The sequence below is a fragment of the Methylophaga sp. OBS4 genome, assembly GCF_026319305.1.
In the GTDB taxonomy this organism is placed as follows: Bacteria; Pseudomonadota; Gammaproteobacteria; order Nitrosococcales; family Methylophagaceae; genus Methylophaga.
In genome coordinates this window covers 1-16,489 of record NZ_JAPDMV010000044.1, presented here as the reverse complement: position 1 = coordinate 16,489, position 16,489 = coordinate 1, and the positions used below count along the sequence as shown (strand labels likewise).

The 16,489-nt window shown below is 47.9% G+C and carries 14 protein-coding genes and 1 pseudogene; 13 read left to right on the top strand and 2 right to left on the bottom strand.

Annotation, left to right across the window (positions count from 1 at the left end; translation table 11 throughout):
• Positions 1–549: 549 nt before the first annotated feature.
• Both OMP95_RS11550 and OMP95_RS11545 read left to right on the top strand, forming a co-directional pair.
• Positions 550–1,596 (top strand): NADP(H)-dependent aldo-keto reductase, encoded by a 1,047-nt coding sequence (locus OMP95_RS11550; RefSeq protein WP_266328971.1) that lies wholly within the window; start codon positions 550–552, stop codon positions 1,594–1,596.
• A 198-nt stretch (positions 1,597–1,794) separates the two neighbouring features.
• Positions 1,795–3,888, top strand: a complete 2,094-nt coding sequence (locus OMP95_RS11545) for an EAL domain-containing protein (RefSeq protein WP_266328969.1) — start codon at positions 1,795–1,797, stop codon at positions 3,886–3,888.
• Positions 3,889–3,978: 90 nt separating this feature from the next.
• Here the strand turns inward: OMP95_RS11545 and OMP95_RS11540 are convergent, their stop codons facing one another.
• Positions 3,979–4,569 carry a MarR family transcriptional regulator gene (locus tag OMP95_RS11540; protein ID WP_323135133.1) on the bottom strand — a complete coding sequence of 197 codons (591 nt, stop codon included), beginning with the start codon at positions 4,567–4,569 and terminating at the stop codon, positions 3,979–3,981.
• A complete protein-coding gene (locus OMP95_RS11535) occupies positions 4,562–4,999 on the bottom strand; it encodes a chemotaxis protein CheW (protein ID WP_266328967.1) in 438 nt (145 codons plus the stop codon). Before OMP95_RS11535 ends, OMP95_RS11540 begins: the two co-directional genes overlap by 8 nt.
• A 188-nt stretch (positions 5,000–5,187) precedes the next feature.
• On the opposite strand from OMP95_RS11535, the gene ectA reads away from it, so the two are divergent.
• The 11 genes and pseudogenes from ectA to OMP95_RS11480 all read left to right on the top strand — a co-directional run.
• A complete protein-coding gene (ectA, locus tag OMP95_RS11530; protein WP_266328965.1) occupies positions 5,188–5,706 on the top strand; it encodes a diaminobutyrate acetyltransferase in 519 nt (172 codons plus the stop codon).
• A gap of 49 nt (positions 5,707–5,755) precedes the next feature.
• A complete protein-coding gene (ectB, locus tag OMP95_RS11525) occupies positions 5,756–7,105 on the top strand; it encodes a diaminobutyrate--2-oxoglutarate transaminase (RefSeq protein WP_266328963.1) in 1,350 nt (449 codons plus the stop codon).
• An 85-nt stretch (positions 7,106–7,190) separates the two neighbouring features.
• Positions 7,191–7,595 carry an ectoine synthase gene (locus OMP95_RS11520; RefSeq protein ID WP_266328961.1) on the top strand — a complete coding sequence of 135 codons (405 nt, stop codon included), beginning with the start codon at positions 7,191–7,193 and terminating at the stop codon, positions 7,593–7,595.
• Positions 7,596–7,794: 199 nt separating this feature from the next.
• Positions 7,795–9,237, top strand: a complete 1,443-nt coding sequence (locus tag OMP95_RS11515) for an aspartate kinase (RefSeq protein WP_266328959.1) — start codon at positions 7,795–7,797, stop codon at positions 9,235–9,237.
• Between the two features lie 5 nt (positions 9,238–9,242).
• A complete protein-coding gene (locus OMP95_RS11510) occupies positions 9,243–10,103 on the top strand; it encodes a TPR end-of-group domain-containing protein (protein ID WP_266328957.1) in 861 nt (286 codons plus the stop codon).
• A 41-nt stretch (positions 10,104–10,144) separates the two neighbouring features.
• Entirely contained in the window at positions 10,145–11,563 is a 1,419-nt protein-coding gene (locus tag OMP95_RS11505; RefSeq protein WP_266328955.1) for a sodium/proline symporter, read from the top strand.
• A gap of 14 nt (positions 11,564–11,577) precedes the next feature.
• Complete coding sequence (locus OMP95_RS11500) at positions 11,578–12,942, top strand: alanine/glycine:cation symporter family protein (RefSeq protein ID WP_266328973.1); 1,365 nt, start codon at positions 11,578–11,580, stop codon at positions 12,940–12,942.
• 92 nt (positions 12,943–13,034) lie between these two features.
• Entirely contained in the window at positions 13,035–13,256 is a 222-nt protein-coding gene (locus OMP95_RS11495; RefSeq protein ID WP_266328953.1) for a (2Fe-2S)-binding protein, read from the top strand.
• 343 nt (positions 13,257–13,599) lie between these two features.
• On the top strand, positions 13,600–14,079 hold the full coding sequence (gene bfr / locus OMP95_RS11490; RefSeq protein WP_266328951.1) for a bacterioferritin: 480 nt from the start codon (positions 13,600–13,602) through the stop codon (positions 14,077–14,079).
• A gap of 433 nt (positions 14,080–14,512) precedes the next feature.
• Positions 14,513–15,706, top strand: a complete 1,194-nt coding sequence (cfa, locus tag OMP95_RS11485) for a cyclopropane fatty acyl phospholipid synthase (RefSeq protein WP_266328949.1) — start codon at positions 14,513–14,515, stop codon at positions 15,704–15,706.
• A gap of 44 nt (positions 15,707–15,750) precedes the next feature.
• Positions 15,751–16,489 (top strand): annotated as a pseudogene (locus tag OMP95_RS11480) (nodulation protein NfeD); the annotation flags it as partial.

Here is a 16,489-nt window from a genome sequence, read left to right as displayed (position 1 = left end):
TTACGGCCTTGGTCAGGGTGGCTGATGGTCAGCTTCAAGAGGGGCTGGCGCCGATAGAGTTTACGGCTCAAGTGCTGAACAACCCGGCTATCTCTGCTTCTTATCAGAGTATGTTTATGGGGCCTGAATAACCTGAGCCGCGTATCAGGAAAAGCAGGGAAACGACACCTATCTTTTCCTATATGTACAGCAAGAGATGCCTTCGCTACGGTTATGTCCAAGGATGGACGGTATGCCACCAATGCAGGAGCAATTGGTGGTCGGCAAGACACCGTTTCTGATTTACGGCGAGCCCTTTGGAGCATAAAAGGAGTCACCCTGAGCCGTTCGTCTTCGCTCAGGACAGGCTCAGCTGAAGGGTCTCAGTCCGAACGTTTGAAGCATTATTTCTTATACGCAGCTCAGGTTAAATAGGCCTGATCCGGGCTGGCAGGCAACTCATTTGATTTGCCTGGATCTGGTTGGCCTTGTTATTTTGGAAAGCCCCGCACTGGTTTCAGTGCGGGGCTTTTTTAGTTTACTGACACATAAGCCTGTGGATGGAGAGTTATGCGATATAACGCGTTAGGCAGTACCGATTTGCAAGTTAGCCGGATTTGTCTGGGTACCATGACTTATGGTGAACAAAACTCCGAAAAAGAAGGCCACGAGCAATTGGATTACGCTGTTTCCCAGGGGGTGAACTTCATTGATACGGCCGAGCTGTATGCCATTCCACCCCGTGCTGAAACCTATGGTGCTACCGAAACGGTGGTCGGCAGCTGGCTGAAAAAACGCGGTCGCCGTGATGATATTATCTTAGCCAGTAAAATTGCCGGCCCCGGCCCTGACTGGGTGTCGCATATCCGCGGCGGAAATACGCGGTTTAACCATAAGCAAATCAGCGAAGCGCTGGAAAACAGCCTGCAGCGGTTGCAGACCGATTATCTGGATTTGTATCAATTGCACTGGCCTGAGCGCCAGACCAATTATTTCGGCGAACTGGGTTTTAAAGCTGATAATGAAGAAGCTGATTTGACTCCGATCCATGAGACTTTACTGGCGCTGGAAAAACAGATTGAGGCCGGTAAGATCCGTTATATCGGTCTATCTAATGAAACGCCCTGGGGAATCATGCAATTTTTGTCTGTTGCCAGACAGATGAAATTGCCGATGACGGTCAGTGTGCAAAACCCCTACAGTCTGCTGAACCGGAGTTTTGAAGTTGGCTGTGCGGAAATTTGTCACCGGGAAAATATCGGATTGCTGGCATACTCACCGCTGGGTTTCGGTGTGCTGACCGGTAAATATCTCAATCAAGCTCAACCTGAAGGCGCACGCCTTAGCCGCTGGCCACATTACCAACGATACAGTAATGAGCAGGCGGTGGCTGCCACCCAGGCCTATGTGTCTCTGGCACGGGAACAGGGTCTTGATCCGGCACAAATGGCGCTGGCATTTGTGAATTCGAGACCTTTTCTGGCGGCCAATATTATCGGTGCGACGACTATGACGCAGTTAGCTTCGAATATTGCCAGTATCGAACTCGAGTTGAGCGCTGAAATTCTGGCTGCGATTGAGCAGATTCACCAATGCCATCCCAATCCTGCTCCTTGATAATCTATCTACTTAATACATTCTGCGCTGACTGTTATCAGATCCTGAAATATGAGAAGCTGATATTGTTTTTGCCGGCCCATGTCTCAGTCTTTGATATCGGCGGTTGGTTCAAATAAGCAGCCGTCTATTCTGTATTATGTATATGGTGATATATGGTGAGGTTTAACATCATGCGGAAAAATTGAGGAAAGTCTGGTGGACGAGGTAGTCAGAAAGGATGTCGTTTTGATCGTCGATGATGATCAGATCATTCGCATGCTGATGAAACGGGCCCTCAAAGACATGGATATCACCATTGTCGAAGCCGAAAATGGTGAACAAGCCATTACGCAATTCAACGAACATCTGCCTGATATCACGTTGCTGGACGTATCTATGCCCGGCATGGATGGGTTTACCTGCTGTGAGCAGTTGCGTTCGCTGCCAAAAGGCCGGGAGTGTGCCATTGTTATGGTGACGGCGCTGGATGAAGTTGCGGATATCGAGCGCGCTTTCGAAGCCGGCGCCACTGATTTTATGACCAAGCCACTCAAGTGGCTGCTGTTTAGCCATCGGGTTCGTTACATACTCAAAGCAAATCGTACTTTGCAGGAACTGCGTCAGAATAAAAACAAACTGGCCAAGGCTCAGTCCATTGCCCATCTGGTTTACTGGGAATGGGATTATGAGTCTGATCATATTGAATGCTCAGACGATATGTTCCAAATGCTGGGCATTCCCCGCCAACAGAAAATGACTTTTGCTCGTGCTATGCGCTGGGTGCACCGGGATGATCGTGGGCGATTTAAACAGGCTGTACGCGCCGCGATCCGGGATAAAAAGCCTTACGATATTGAATACCGGGTTTTGCGGACTGATGGTCAGCTTCAGTTTGTTCATGAACGCACGGATATCTCTTATGAATATGGTAAGTGGCGTATCGTCGGTACCTTGCATGATATTACTTCACGCAAGCAGTCCGAGCAGGAGATCGCCTATTATGCTTATTATGATACGTTGACGAATTTGCCCAACCGGCGCCTGTTCATCAAGCAATTGGAAACGGTTATTGCCCGCGCTAAACGCTACGATAATCAGTTTACACTGATGTTTCTGGATCTGGACCGCTTCAAACAGGTTAATGACAGCTATGGCCATCATATTGGTGATGAGTTGCTGCAGCAGGCGGCCAGCCGTATACGCGACTGTGTGCGTAACTCCGACATGGTGGCCAGTATTGCCGCGGGGAGTGATAACCGGGTAGCGCGCCTGGCCGGGGATGAGTTCACCGTATTACTCGACAATGTAGATAAAGTTGAAGCTGTGGCCGACATATCAACAAGGCTGCTGCAGGCGTTTTCGACCCCGTTTCTGATTCATGATAATTCCTTTTATGTGACTATCAGTATCGGTATCGCGCTGTTTCCCAATGACGGTGATACTGTTCAGACTTTGTTGCAACATGCTGATGTCGCCATGTATCAGGCCAAGGAAAGTGGCAGAAACAATTACCAGTTTTTCTCTGAGAGCATGAACAGCTATCTCAAAATGCGGCTGGAGATGGAGCACGACTTGCGTAAGGCTTTGCAGAACGACGAATTTGAGCTGTTCTACCAGCCTCAATATGACGTTAAATCCATGACCATCGTCGGTTTCGAAGCGCTGTTACGCTGGCATCATCCGCAAAAAGGCATGCTGAACCCGGACAGTTTTATTGATATTGCCGAAACAACAGGCCTGATTATCCCGATAGGTGACTGGGTGTTGATGCAGGCTTGTCAACAGACCAGGCTATGGCAGCAAAAACTGGGCAGGCTTTTCCGTATCGCCATCAATCTGTCTGCGTCACAGTTTAATCAGAATTACTTGCCGGAACAGATCAGAAAGACGCTGGAGAGCAGTCAATTGCCCGCTGATACACTGGAACTGGAAATCACCGAAACAGCCATGCTTAAAGATGTTACCGAGACCATTCCTTTGCTGTTCGCACTTAAAAAAGTGGGTGTCAGGCTGGCTATTGATGATTTCGGGACCGGTTATTCATCATTGAGTTATCTGAAAAACTTTCCTATTGATACCCTGAAAATAGACAAGTCTTTTGTGGATGAAATCGTGTCTGACCGCAAGGATGCGGCGATTGCGCGGACTATTGTGCAACTGGCAGAAAACCTGGAGTTGCGAACCATTGCTGAAGGGGTGGAAACCGAAGAGCAGGTGAAGATGCTCAGCCTTATGGGCTGCGATGAGTTCCAGGGGTTTTATTTCAATAAACCCATGCCAGTAGCAGACATCGAAGCATTGTTTGCCTGATTCCCAGGGCCTGTTTATCTTTCATCTCCACCACTGCCGGCGGAGATGAAAGATAAACAGGCCCTATACTTAAACTTATAATTTATGTAGCTATTTTTCCTCAGGAAACGCATCCGGTTTGTCGAGCGGGGTGTCCTGGCGATCCAGCATGCCGATATCCAGTACCGGTGAAGCATCAATATGTTGGGCGTCCATCATCTGTGCCACCCGTTTCAGCGCTGAAATGATCATGGTCTGTTCCCATTCCTGCAGGTCACCAAATTGGCGGGTAAACTGCTCTTGTAATGGAATCGGTGCATTTTTCAGCACCTCGACTGCATCCTCGGTGAGGAAAGCATGCACTTTGCGTTTATCTGTCTGAGAGCGTTGACGATAGACCAGTTTGCGCTTTTCGAGTCTGTCCAGAATGGTGGTGACAGTGGCCTGACTCAGACTGAGCTCATTAGCCAGTTCACCGATAGTGATTTGACCTTTGTCTCGCAAAATTTGCAGCAACAGGATCTGAGGAGCCGTCAGTCCTGTCGTTTTGGCCAGATATTTCGAGTGCAGATCGGTGGCCCGGATCACGCGGCGCAACGCAATCAACACTTCTTCGATGTAGTTCAATAGCTGGTCCTTCTCTTCGTCGTTAAGGTCAAGATTATAAACTGCATCCAGGTTTAAGCCGATAGTTTTACTCATAATTTTCCAATTGGTTAACGCAACGGTTGAAATCAGTAAGAATCAGCAGCTGCTGTTGATGGAGTATGGTGCCGCTAACCGGACTTTGTTCAGGACTGTGTTCAGTCGCAACCATGTCTTCACATTGCAACAGCCTGATTTGGTCCACCCGGTCTACGGTTATACCAATCAACCCCGCTGCAGTTTCAATAATGATGATGTGACCACTCAAATTGGGCTCATGTTTTAATTCCAGTAAGTGCCGGCATGAGACGATGGTGACAATGTCACCACGTACATTGAGCACACCTTCTACAGACGCTTGGGCACCGGGTACGGGAACAGGCTTGCTGTAACTGAAAATCTCTCGCACCGTGTCCACCGGATGGGCATAAGTCTCATCATCCACCTGAAAACACAGCCATTGTTCGCGTTGTAATTGTTCTGACATGTACTCAATCTATGGTGTGTGAGTGGGGCTGGACTTTGTATTTATTTAGTGTACTATATATTTAGACGTCTAAACAAATCAATGGTAACAGATTGTAAATAATCATTATTACCTGACGATCTCAAGTTTGTACGTTCAAATTCCTAACTTTAATTAATAGATATATAAATAATAGAGCTATTCATAAAATGAACCTTGCACAGGCCGACGCTGCCCCGATAACTCTGCGAGTCCCCACAGCAGAAGACGGCGCAGCGGTGTACGAACTTATTGCCCAATGTCCTCCGCTGGACACCAACTCCATGTATTGCAACTTACTTCAGTGCAGCCATTTTGCAGACACTTCGGTTGTTGCGGAGCTTGACGAAGCAGTAGTCGGATTTATTTCCGCTTATCTGCAACCGGGCACATCAGACACAGTATTTATCTGGCAGGTCGCCGTAGGAGAAAAAGCGCGTGGCCAGGGACTCGCCAGTCGTATGTTGCGTGAAATTCTGGCCCGCCCGGCTTGCCAGCAAGTCAGATTTATTGAAACAACCATCACCGCAGATAACCGCGCTTCATGGGCGTTGTTTGAGAGTCTTGCCAACAAACTTGGTGCAGAACTCAACCGCTCTGTGATGTTTGATAAGCATCAGCATTTCAATGGCGATCATGAGACAGAAATGCTGGTCAGAATCGGTCCCTTTGAGCGAGCAACGCAGTAATAAGCGGAGCTTCGCACAGAACTGTATTTTTTAAGGAGTAACCATAAACATGAAAATTTTTGAGGAAATTGAATCGGAAGTCCGGTCGTATGCCCGCACGTTCCCTCGTATATTCAATAAAGCGCAAGGCGAGTTTGTTTACGATGAGGAAGGTAATGCCTATCTTGACTTTTTGGCCGGTGCCGGTTCATTGAACTATGGACATAACAATCCTTTGTTTAAGAAAAAACTGCTTGAATACATCGAGAACGACGGCATTACTCAGGGACTGGATCTGCACACCCGTGCCAAAGGTGAGTTTCTTGAAAGCTTTAATGAATACATTCTCAAGCCGCGCAACCTTGATTACATCGTGATGTTTACCGGCCCTACCGGTACTAATGCGGTTGAAGCCGCCTTGAAAACGGCACGTAAATATACCGGCCGTGAAAATGTGGTGTCATTCACCAATGGCTGGCATGGACAAACCCTGGGTTCGCTGGCGGTCACCGGTAACGGTCATCACCGTGGCGGTGCCGGTGTCAGTCTGAGTGGCGCAACCCGCATGCCGTATGACGGCTATCTGGGCGATGATTTTGATACCACCAACTATCTGGACAAGGTTTTGTCGGATTCGAGTAGCGGTGTGGACAAACCCGCGGCCGTTATTGTCGAAACCGTTCAGGGTGAAGGCGGTATTAACGCAGCATCCACGACCTGGCTTAGAAGCCTGTCCGCTGTGTGTAAGAAACACGATGTGTTGCTGATCATTGATGATATTCAGGCGGGTTGTGGCCGTACCGGTACCTTCTTCAGTTTTGAAGAAGCAGGTATCTACCCTGACATTGTGACGGTGTCCAAATCTTTGAGCGGTTATGGTCTGCCATTTGCCATTGTGTTGATGAAACCTGAGTTGGATCAATGGAAGCCGGGTGAACATAACGGTACGTTCCGTGGTAACAACCACGCTTTTATTACCGCCAAGGCGGCGCTTGATCACTACTGGAAAGATGACAAGTTTGCCAAAGAAGTTCAGCAAAAGGGCGATTATATCGCTAAGCGTGTCGACGCCATTGTCGCTGAATACGGTGAAGGAAACTTTAACTCGCATGGCCGTGGCATGTTCCGTGGTATCAACTGTGTCAGCGGCGAACTGGCGGGCAAGATCACACGTAACGCGTTCCAGAAAGGTCTGATTATCGAAACCAGCGGTACCTATGACCATGTTGTTAAATTTCTGTGTCCTTTGACCATCAGTCAGGAAAATCTGGAAAAAGGCATCGATATTCTGGAGCAATCCATTAAGGAAGTGTGTGCCAAAGCCGACGCGATTCCGGAAGAAAAAGACTATTTCGAAGGTGACTACTCGGTCAGTGAAGAAGTCGAAAAGATGACCGATTCACTGAGCAGACAGCTATAACTGAGCGGTGGTGAGACTGGCCACCGTTCAGCCCGATTAATTGAGCCAGTCACTGACTTTTTGTAGATAACATAGAGGAATAATAATGATCGTCCGACAACTTCAGGAAGCTGAAAAAACTGACCGTAAAATCGTTGACCCCAACGGTAACTGGGACAGTACAAGATTGCTGCTGAAAGACGATAATATGGGTTTTTCATTCCATATCACGACTATCTATGCCGGTGCTGATTTTCGCATGCATTACCAGAATCATCTGGAATCGGTTTACTGCATCAGTGGTGAGGGTGAAATCGAATCGCTGGAAGATGGTAAAAAATACCCGATTACAGCAGGTACTCTGTACAACCTGGACCAGCATGACCGTCATATCCTGCGTGCATTCAAGGAAATGAAACTGGCATGTGTGTTCAATCCACCGCTACACGGCACCGAAGTACACAATAAAGATGGTGCTTATGAACTGGAAGCAGAGCCGATAAAAGGTTGATCTGTTTCATATGGCCGTGGCTTCAGTCCACGGCCATTGCTTCTTGATGGTCAAGATGACGACCAGGCTTGGGTCAAGCTCAATACGACCTGTCATATTAATTATTCCTGATAGTGTTAGCCTAGGATTGACTTAGGAATATTGAATTGATGCCGAATTTGATAAATGTCCGGTAAAAGGGAAATAAGAGAGAATTAAAATGAGTTTTCATACGGTAGAAAAAATCGGCGGTACCTCAATGAGCGACTATGTCGCCGTGCGCGATAACATCATTCTCAAACCCGTTCACAACGACTCGCTCTACAACCGAATTTTTGTGGTATCGGCTTATAGCGGTATCACTGACATGTTGCTGGAACATAAAAAAACCGGTCAGCCCGGTGTGTATGGTCTGTTTGCCAGCGGCCTTAACGATGATAGCTGGAAGGACGCACTCCGCGAATTGAAGCAAAAAATATTTTCTATCAACAAGAGTTTGTATAAACAGAAAAAAAATCTCGATAAAGCTAATGTGTTTATTGGTGAACGCCTGGATGATGCCGAGCGGTGCCTGACGGATTTGCAGCGCCTGTGTCAGCATGGTCACTTTGAACTGGATATGCATCTGGCAACCGTGCGTGAAATGCTGGCCAGTATCGGTGAAGCGCACAGTGCCTGGAATACCGCACAACTGTTGCAACGAGACGGTATCGATGCCTGTTTTGTGGATCTGACTGCCTGGCAGACAGATAAACATACCACTTTGGATGAGCGTATCGAGCGTGCCTTTCGTGAGATTGATCTTGATACACAATTGCCGGTTGTCACCGGTTACGCGCACAGTAATGACGGTTTGATGTCATTGTTTAATCGTGGTTATAGCGAGATGACCTTCAGCCGTATCGCGGTGCTGACCGAAGCGCAGGAAGCCATTATTCATAAAGAATTCCATCTCAGCAGTGCCGATCCCCGCTTGGTGGGCGAGGATAATGCGGTACCGATTGGCCGTACTAACTATGATGTGGCCGATCAATTGGCTAATCTGGGTATGGAAGCCATTCATCCCAAGGCTGCCAAAGGATTACGGCGTAACCAAATTGCGCTTCGCGTTCGTAACACTTTTGAGCCTGAGCATGCCGGTACCCTGATTACCGGTGACTATGTCAGCAATGAGCCCTGTGTTGAAATTATTGCCGGCTGCAAAGGTGTTTATTCCTTTGAGCTGTTTGATCAGGATATGGCGGGCAATATTGATGAGTATGACCGAGAAATTCTGGCGACGATTCGCCGTTTCAGGGCACATATCATTTCCAAGGATATTAACGCCAACACCATTACCCATTATTTGTCAGCCAATTTGAAAACCATCAAACGTATTCGCAGTGCGCTTCAGGAACGTTTTGCCGATGCTGAAATCAACCAGCAGAAAGTGGCGATTGTGTCGGCCATAGGCAGTGATATGAAAATTCCGGGCCTTCTGGCAAAAACCGTGGGCGCTTTGGCCAAGCGGAATATCAGTGTGCTGGCTATGCACCAATCCATGCGACAGGTCGATATGCAATTCATTATTAATGAAGACGATTATGATGATGCCATCAAAAGTCTGCATAGCGTACTGGTGGAAATTCATGATCACGGTAAAGCCATATGTCTCGCTTCCTGATTTTAATGATGTTGATCTGTCTGCCACTGCAGCTTAATGCGGCTGAGGCAGATGTTGAACGGGAGGAGGAGCTGGAAACGCAGGTAGAAGCGTTAGATAAGCCGCTTTACAGCCCGTTTATCGAACGCTATGTGCTTGATGATCTCAAACAACTACGCACTGAAATGGCGGCATTGAAAGTAGAACTCATCCAACAGATGGTGGATCGTGAACTGTCTGCAGTTGATAAAGCAATTACTTATGCCACTGATACAGTGACTTATTTCTTTTATCTCATTGCAGCCGCTTCTTCGGTGCTGGTGTTGGTGGGTTGGACTTCTATTCGTGAAATCAAAGAGCGGGTGCATACACTGGCGGATGAAGAAATTTCCAAACTGGTCAATGAGTATGAACAACGCTTGAGAGCAATTGAACAGCAATTGAGTCAGGAAACGCTGCAGATCGAAGAAAACCGCGAGGAAATCGGCCGTACACAGGAAGTACAGTCGTTGTGGCTGCGGGCAGGGCAGGAGTTGAATTCGGCCAGTAAGATCGCTGTCTATGATCAAATACTGACCCTCCGTCCTAATGATTGTGAAGCTCTGACTTATAAAGCTGACGCGGTATTGGACCTGGATGAGCCGCAATGGGCAGCCAATCTTTGTCATCAGGCACTATTAACTGATCCTGATAACGGTCATGCCTTTTATCAACTGGCCTGCGCCCACACCGCGATGAAGCAGTTCGATGAGGCCGTGCATTATCTACAGGAAGCTATTAACCGCAGCGAGACTTATCGCGAACAAAGTAGTACTGATCCTGCCTTGCATGCCCTGCAGTCTTATCCTGAGTTGGAAAAATTACTCAAACCCTCAACAGACAGCTGAGGCAGAGAGCATGGGTATATCATGCAAATAAGGAAATAATTATGGTCTGGAGTTTTCTCGGTTTTCTGGCTTTATTTGTGGCCATTGGTGTGAGTTCTGTATTTCACAGCCGTGGCACCAAAAAAGACTACTATCTCGCCAGCAGTGATGTGTCCCCGGCATTGGTCGGCCTGTCAGCCGTGGCGACTAATAACAGCGGTTACATGTTTATCGGTGTGATTGGTTATACCTATGCCACCGGACTGGCTTCAATCTGGCTGATGACTGGCTGGATTGCAGGTGACTTTATTGCTTCCACTTTTGTTCACTCCCGCCTGCGCAAAGCGACGCAAAAAACCGCTGAGGCCAGTTATGCCGGTGTTTTAAGCAACTGGTATGGTCAGAATGACCGCTTGCTGCAACAGCTTATTGCCGTGATCTCACTTGTGTTCCTGTTGGCTTATGCCGGCGCGCAGCTGGTGGCCGGCAGTAAAGCGCTGCAAGTACTGTTTGGCTGGCCCGCCTATGCCGGTGCCATTATGGGCGCCATCATGGTCATGTTGTACTGTTTTGCCGGGGGCATTCGCGCCTCTATTTGGACTGATGCGGCTCAATCCGTGGTGATGATTCTTGCCATGGGGCTGATGCTGATTGTTGCTACCAGTTCACTGGGGGGCATAGAGGGTGCTGTCAGCCAGATGAGTGAGGTTGACGGCTTCCTCGAACTGTTTCCCCAGGATCTGGTCTTTCCTGGCCTGACAGGAGGTATTCTGTTTGCATTGAGCTGGATGTTCGCCGGTTTTTCCGTTATCGGCCAGCCGCATGTGATGGTGCGTTTTATGGCGCTGAATGAAAGCGGTCGAATGCGTCAGGCGCGTGTCTGGTATTACCTGTGGTTTATTGCCTTTTATTGCATGGCAACCGGGGTTGGTATGTTATCTCGGGTTTATCTGGGCGATCCGGCTGCATTTGATGCTGAACTGGCCTTACCCACCATGGCCCTGGAATTATTGCACCCAGTATTAGTGGGGCTGGTGCTTGCCGGTATTTTTGCGGCTACCATGTCTACGGCAGACTCTCTGATACTGAATTGTTCTGCTGCCGTCACCCACGATTTGTTACCGCACAAAATTGAAAATACCCTGATTCTCAAACTGACCACCATAGCGATTGTGATTGTGGCCTTGTTGTGGGCACTGACCAGTACCGAAAGTGTATTCAGTCTGGTGATCTTTGCCTGGTCGGGATTAGCCAGTGCTTTTGCGCCTTTGCTATTGGTATTGTGCCTGGTACAGAAACCGAACCAGCATCTGAGCATGGCAGCCATGCTGATCGGTCTGGCAGTAGCATTGGGTTGGCGCTTTGCAGGTTTGCACACTGCCGTTTACGAGGGACTGCCAGGTATTATGAGCGGTTTAATCATTCTGACGATGAGTCTCTGGTGGCAACAACGACGGGCGAAAACTGCTTCTGCTGATTAGGTGATATACCCGTGATGCTTGCTGAAATAGAGCTATTTCTGCAAAAGCTGGTCGGTATTTTATGGGGGCCGCCACTGGTTGTCTTACTGGTTGGCGGTGGCCTGTTCTTTCTGCTTTATTCCCGTTTCCTGCCTTACCGTTATTTTGGTCAGAGTCTACGGCTGCTGTTTCGTCCGCGTGATGAAAATGATCCAGGCCAGCTTTCACACCTTCAAGCTCTGAGTACTGCTTTATCCGGTACGTTGGGCATGGGTAACGTTTCCGGTGTGGCACTGGCGATTGCCATGGGCGGACCTGGTGCGATTTTCTGGATGTGGATCAGCGCCTGGGTGGGGATTGCCACCAAATTCTACACATGCAGCCTGGCCGTGATGTACCGGGGTCAGGATTCCAACGGTGAATGGCAGGGGGGGCCGATGTATGTGATAAGAGAAGGGCTGGGTACACGATGGCGCCCTCTGGCTTACTTTTTTGCTTTTGCCGGTTTGCTGGGCACCATGCCTATCTTTCAAATCAATCAACTGGTGCAGGTGTTACGAGATACCATGGCTATACCGGCCGGTATTACTTCCGAGTCTGCACACTTTGGTTTTGATCTTACCGTTGGTCTTATCCTGGCATCACTGGTGTTAATCATTGGATTAGGCAAACTGCCCAGACTGGGTAAAGTCGCGGCTTTGCTTGTACCGACGATGGTTGCAGCTTATATGCTGTTGACGATGATCGTCCTGTTATCTCACGCCGAGCAGGTGCCTGCGGCTATTGCTTTGATTATCAGGGATGCGTTCAGTGGTCAGGCGGTAGCGGGCGGGGCCGTGGGGGCCGTTATTGTTACCGGCATTCGCCGTGCCGCTTTTTCCAATGAGGCGGGTATCGGCACTGAAGCGATGGCACATGGCGCGGCGAAAACCCGTGAACCGGTCAGGGAAGGGTTGGTGGCTATGCTCGGCCCGGTTATCGATACCCTGATAGTTTGTACTTGTACCGCATTGGTCATTCTGATCAGTGGCGTCTGGCAAAGCGGAGAACATGATGGCATTACGCTGACCGCAGAAGCTTTCAAACAGTTGTTTCCCTATGGCAGTAGCTTGATCCTGGCACTGGTAGTAAGTTTGCTGAGTCTGAGCACGGTATTTACTTTCTGGTATTACGGCAGTAAGTGTCTGGGCTTTTTAATCGGAGCGCATTATCAGCAGTTTTATATCTGGATTTATATCGTACTTGTCGTTGTCGGTGCGGTTGCATCGTTGAATATAGTGGTGAGTCTTATTGATTCAATGTATGCCCTGATGGCGATTCCCACCATGACGGCGACTTTGTTGCTCGCACCTAAAGTGAACACCGCAGCCAAAGCTTATTTTGGCCGCAACCGGCCATGATGATTACCGTGTAAAAAAACATGAGTAAAATTATAAAATAATATTGACTCAATAAATAATAATCATTACCATTTACAACAAGGTTTAGATATTTGAGTGAAATCATGATCGTATGTATCTGCAACAATGTGAATGCTGAAGCTATCCACGCTTCAATTGACGATGGTGCCCGTACCGTTGAGGCTGTACGCGAACAGACCGGCGCCACGAGCTGTTGTGGCAAATGCCAATTTAAAGTCAATCGTATGCTGCATGAACGCGAATCTGTTGAAGCATCGCTCTCTCCCTGCATGCAGGAAGTTGTTTACTCCTGATAGTTATAACGTTTTGCGCAGCTAGTCGTTGCAGGCAAAGTTTAACACTCTTGTTTATTTCCACTATCGTGTTTGTTGGCGGTCTCTTTGGCTTAAGGCCACTGAGGCCTTTTTTTTTTTTTGCGTGGAATCAAGTCCTATATACGCTAAATATCTCTTTTTGATATGAAATTTAGACGTTGTAATTTTTTTCGACAAATGTGTTTCGAAATGGATAATCAGAGCATCGCAATCGAGATGAGAATAATTTAGATTTTATTTTTTATATCAAGCACTTAGCTTTGACATTCTGACTGAAAGGTCGATAATTAGTAATTACTTGGATGATAGACAGAGGTGAGCCATGAAAGGTGATAAAAAAGTACTTGAATTACTCAACAAAGCACTGGGAAATGAGTTGATTGCTATCAACCAGTATTTTTTACATGCAAAAATGTATCAGGACTGGGGGCTGAAGAATCTCCACGAGCACGAATATCACGAATCTATCGACGAGATGAAGCACGCAGATAAACTGATCGAACGTATCTTGTTCCTGGAAGGGCTGCCAAACCTGCAGGATTTAGGTGCTCTCAAAGTTGGCGAAAACACCAAGGAAATGCTGGAATGCGACTTGGCATTGGAAATGGATGCTATCCCTGATCTGCGTGAAGCGATCCAATACTGTGAGTCGATTGCTGATTATGTTTCGCGTGATATATTTCAAGACATTCTCAATTCAGAAGAGGAACATGTCGACTGGCTGGAAACACAGCTGGGATTAATTGAGAAAATGGGCCTGGAAAATTACCATCAGGCGCAGATAGTCAAAGAAGCCGAATAAAATATGGCCCCGTTCATCTTCTTGATAACGGGGCTTTTTTTCTGGGTAGGAGAATCCTAGGGCCTGTTTATCTTTCATCTCCGCCTCTGTTGTGAGCTGAAAAAGCGTCAATTAAGGCGCGAGGAGGGCAGTTTAGTCATTCTAAACAAACGACGAGCAACGCAGAGTGGCGCTTTTTCAGCCACAACCCGGAGGGCTGGGGCTATTTCTGCGTGCGGCGGCGTTGTCAATCGCTTATGTAGGTCAGCTACACGGCACTCTTTCCGCCTTGCCGGACACAAAAATAGCCTCCAGCAGTGGTGGATATGAAAGATAAACAGGCCCTAGTCATTCACTGTTTCGATTGTAATCTTGCAAGGATCGCGGTAGCTTAATATGTATAGCAGGTTCCTTTAATTTAATCAGGCTGTTCTCGTAAGGGATGGGATAAAGCATGGCTAGATTCAAACAATACCAGCAAAAAGTCGAACAGACTTATACCAGTTCCAGCACGCCTTCCACATCAGTGCTGGCTCCTCCAGGCGTGCTTGAGAAATTGGCCAGGCAGGCAGGGGTGTGTTTCAACGGCGATGCCCCTTGGGATATACAGGTGCACAGTGATGATGTGTATCAACGTATTCTGAGCAAAGGTTCTCTAGGTTTCGGCGAGAGTTACATGGACGGTCTCTGGGACTGCCTGCGCCTGGATCAGCTTTTCCACCGTCTGTTAAGTTTCAACATCGAAGAGAAACTGGGTAGCTGGTCCCGCTTCCATTTGCTGACCCAAATTCTGCGTCATCGCCTGTTTAATCTTCAGTCTTCTCGCCGGGCATTTCAGGTCGGTGAACAGCATTACGATATCGGTAATGACGTGTTTGAATCCATGCTGGATCCAACCATGAGTTATTCCTGTGCTTATTGGCATCAGGCAGATAATCTGGAACAGGCCCAGCGAAACAAGCTGGATATGATTTGTCGCAAACTGGAACTCAAACCCGGTGAAAAATTACTGGAAATCGGCTGTGGTTGGGGAGGGCTGGCCCGCTATGCGGCCGAAAATTATGGCGTCGAAGTGGTCGGCATCACGGTTTCAAGGGAACAGCAAAAACTGGCACAGCAGCGTTGTGCCGGACTGCCTGTCACTATCGAACTAATCGACTACCGGGAATTGCAGGGTCAGTATGACAAGATCGTTTCGGTCGGCATGTTCGAGCATGTCGGTGAAAAAAATTATCCCGTTTATTTTGATACCGTCAATCGTTTGCTTAAGGATGCTGGCCTGTTTTTACTGCATACCATCGGCATTTATAAAACTACGCATCATGCCGATCCCTGGATTGATAAATATATTTTCCGTAATGGCAAACTGCCCTCAGCGGAACAGATCAGTAAAGTGCTGAATGACCGTTTGTTGATTGAGGACTGGCACAATTTCGGCCATGACTATTACCTGACTTTGATGGCATGGTGGGAAAATTTTGATGCCGCCTGGCCGAATATCGCGGGCAAATATGATGAGCGTTTTTATCGGATGTGGAGATATTATCTGCTCAGTTGTGCCGGTTTTTTCAAAGCCAGGCGGGGGCAACTCTGGCAACTGGTGTTGAGTAAACGTAACCGGCCCCATATTTATCGTTCGGTGCGCTAGTTCGGATACTGTTTTGCTGCCGGTCACGATGAAGGAGCCGGATAATGAAGCGAATGCTGTTTTTGATACTGAGTCTGATGCTGGGCTGGCTATCACCAGTGTATGGCGGTGCGGCACAATCTGATCAGGCTTTTATTATCGAAATAAACGGTATTATCAGTCCTGCCAGTGCAGACTATTTTTCCCGCTCACTGGAGAAAGCAGTTGAAGCCGATGCGGCCTTCCTGTTAATCAGAATGGATACGCCCGGCGGACTGGATCTATCCATGCGCGATATGATCAAGAAAATTATAACTTCTCCCATTCCTGTAGTGACTTATGTCACACCCGGTGGTGCCAGAGCAGCCAGTGCCGGTACCTATTTGCTTTATGCCAGCCATATTGCTGCCATGACTCCGGCAACCAATCTTGGTGCGGCCACACCGGTTCAGTTGAAACCGGGCTTTTCACCCGAAGATGATGAATCATCACCAGATGAATCTGAGAAAGCGGATAAATCTGATGAAGGAAAGAAGGAGCCGGTCCCTACTGCCGGTGATGCTATGACACGTAAAGCGGTGAATGATGCCGTAGCTTACATTCGTGGTCTGGCAGAATTAAGGGGGCGAAATCAGGAGTGGGCGGAAAAAGCCGTAAGAGAGGCTGCCAGTCTGACTGCTGAAGAAGCTTTGAAGCAAAATGTTATTGATATTGTGGCCCTTCATCAACGTGACCTCATTCAACAAATGAATGGCCGTACCGTGTCTGTATTGGGTAATGACGTCACACTGGATACTACATCTA

Coding starts and splice junctions, on each gene's coding strand:
- bfr (WP_266328951.1), top strand. CDS start 13,600: ATGAAAGGTGATAAAAAAGTACTTGAATTACTCAACAAAGCACTGGGA.
- OMP95_RS11550 (WP_266328971.1), top strand. CDS start 550: ATGCGATATAACGCGTTAGGCAGTACCGATTTGCAAGTTAGCCGGATT.
- OMP95_RS11510 (WP_266328957.1), top strand. CDS start 9,243: ATGATGTTGATCTGTCTGCCACTGCAGCTTAATGCGGCTGAGGCAGAT.
- ectB (WP_266328963.1), top strand. CDS start 5,756: ATGAAAATTTTTGAGGAAATTGAATCGGAAGTCCGGTCGTATGCCCGC.
- OMP95_RS11520 (WP_266328961.1), top strand. CDS start 7,191: ATGATCGTCCGACAACTTCAGGAAGCTGAAAAAACTGACCGTAAAATC.
- cfa (WP_266328949.1), top strand. CDS start 14,513: ATGGCTAGATTCAAACAATACCAGCAAAAAGTCGAACAGACTTATACC.
- ectA (WP_266328965.1), top strand. CDS start 5,188: ATGAACCTTGCACAGGCCGACGCTGCCCCGATAACTCTGCGAGTCCCC.
- OMP95_RS11505 (WP_266328955.1), top strand. CDS start 10,145: ATGGTCTGGAGTTTTCTCGGTTTTCTGGCTTTATTTGTGGCCATTGGT.
- OMP95_RS11515 (WP_266328959.1), top strand. CDS start 7,795: ATGAGTTTTCATACGGTAGAAAAAATCGGCGGTACCTCAATGAGCGAC.
- OMP95_RS11500 (WP_266328973.1), top strand. CDS start 11,578: ATGCTTGCTGAAATAGAGCTATTTCTGCAAAAGCTGGTCGGTATTTTA.
- OMP95_RS11540 (WP_323135133.1), bottom strand. CDS start 4,569: ATGAGTAAAACTATCGGCTTAAACCTGGATGCAGTTTATAATCTTGAC.
- OMP95_RS11535 (WP_266328967.1), bottom strand. CDS start 4,999: ATGTCAGAACAATTACAACGCGAACAATGGCTGTGTTTTCAGGTGGAT.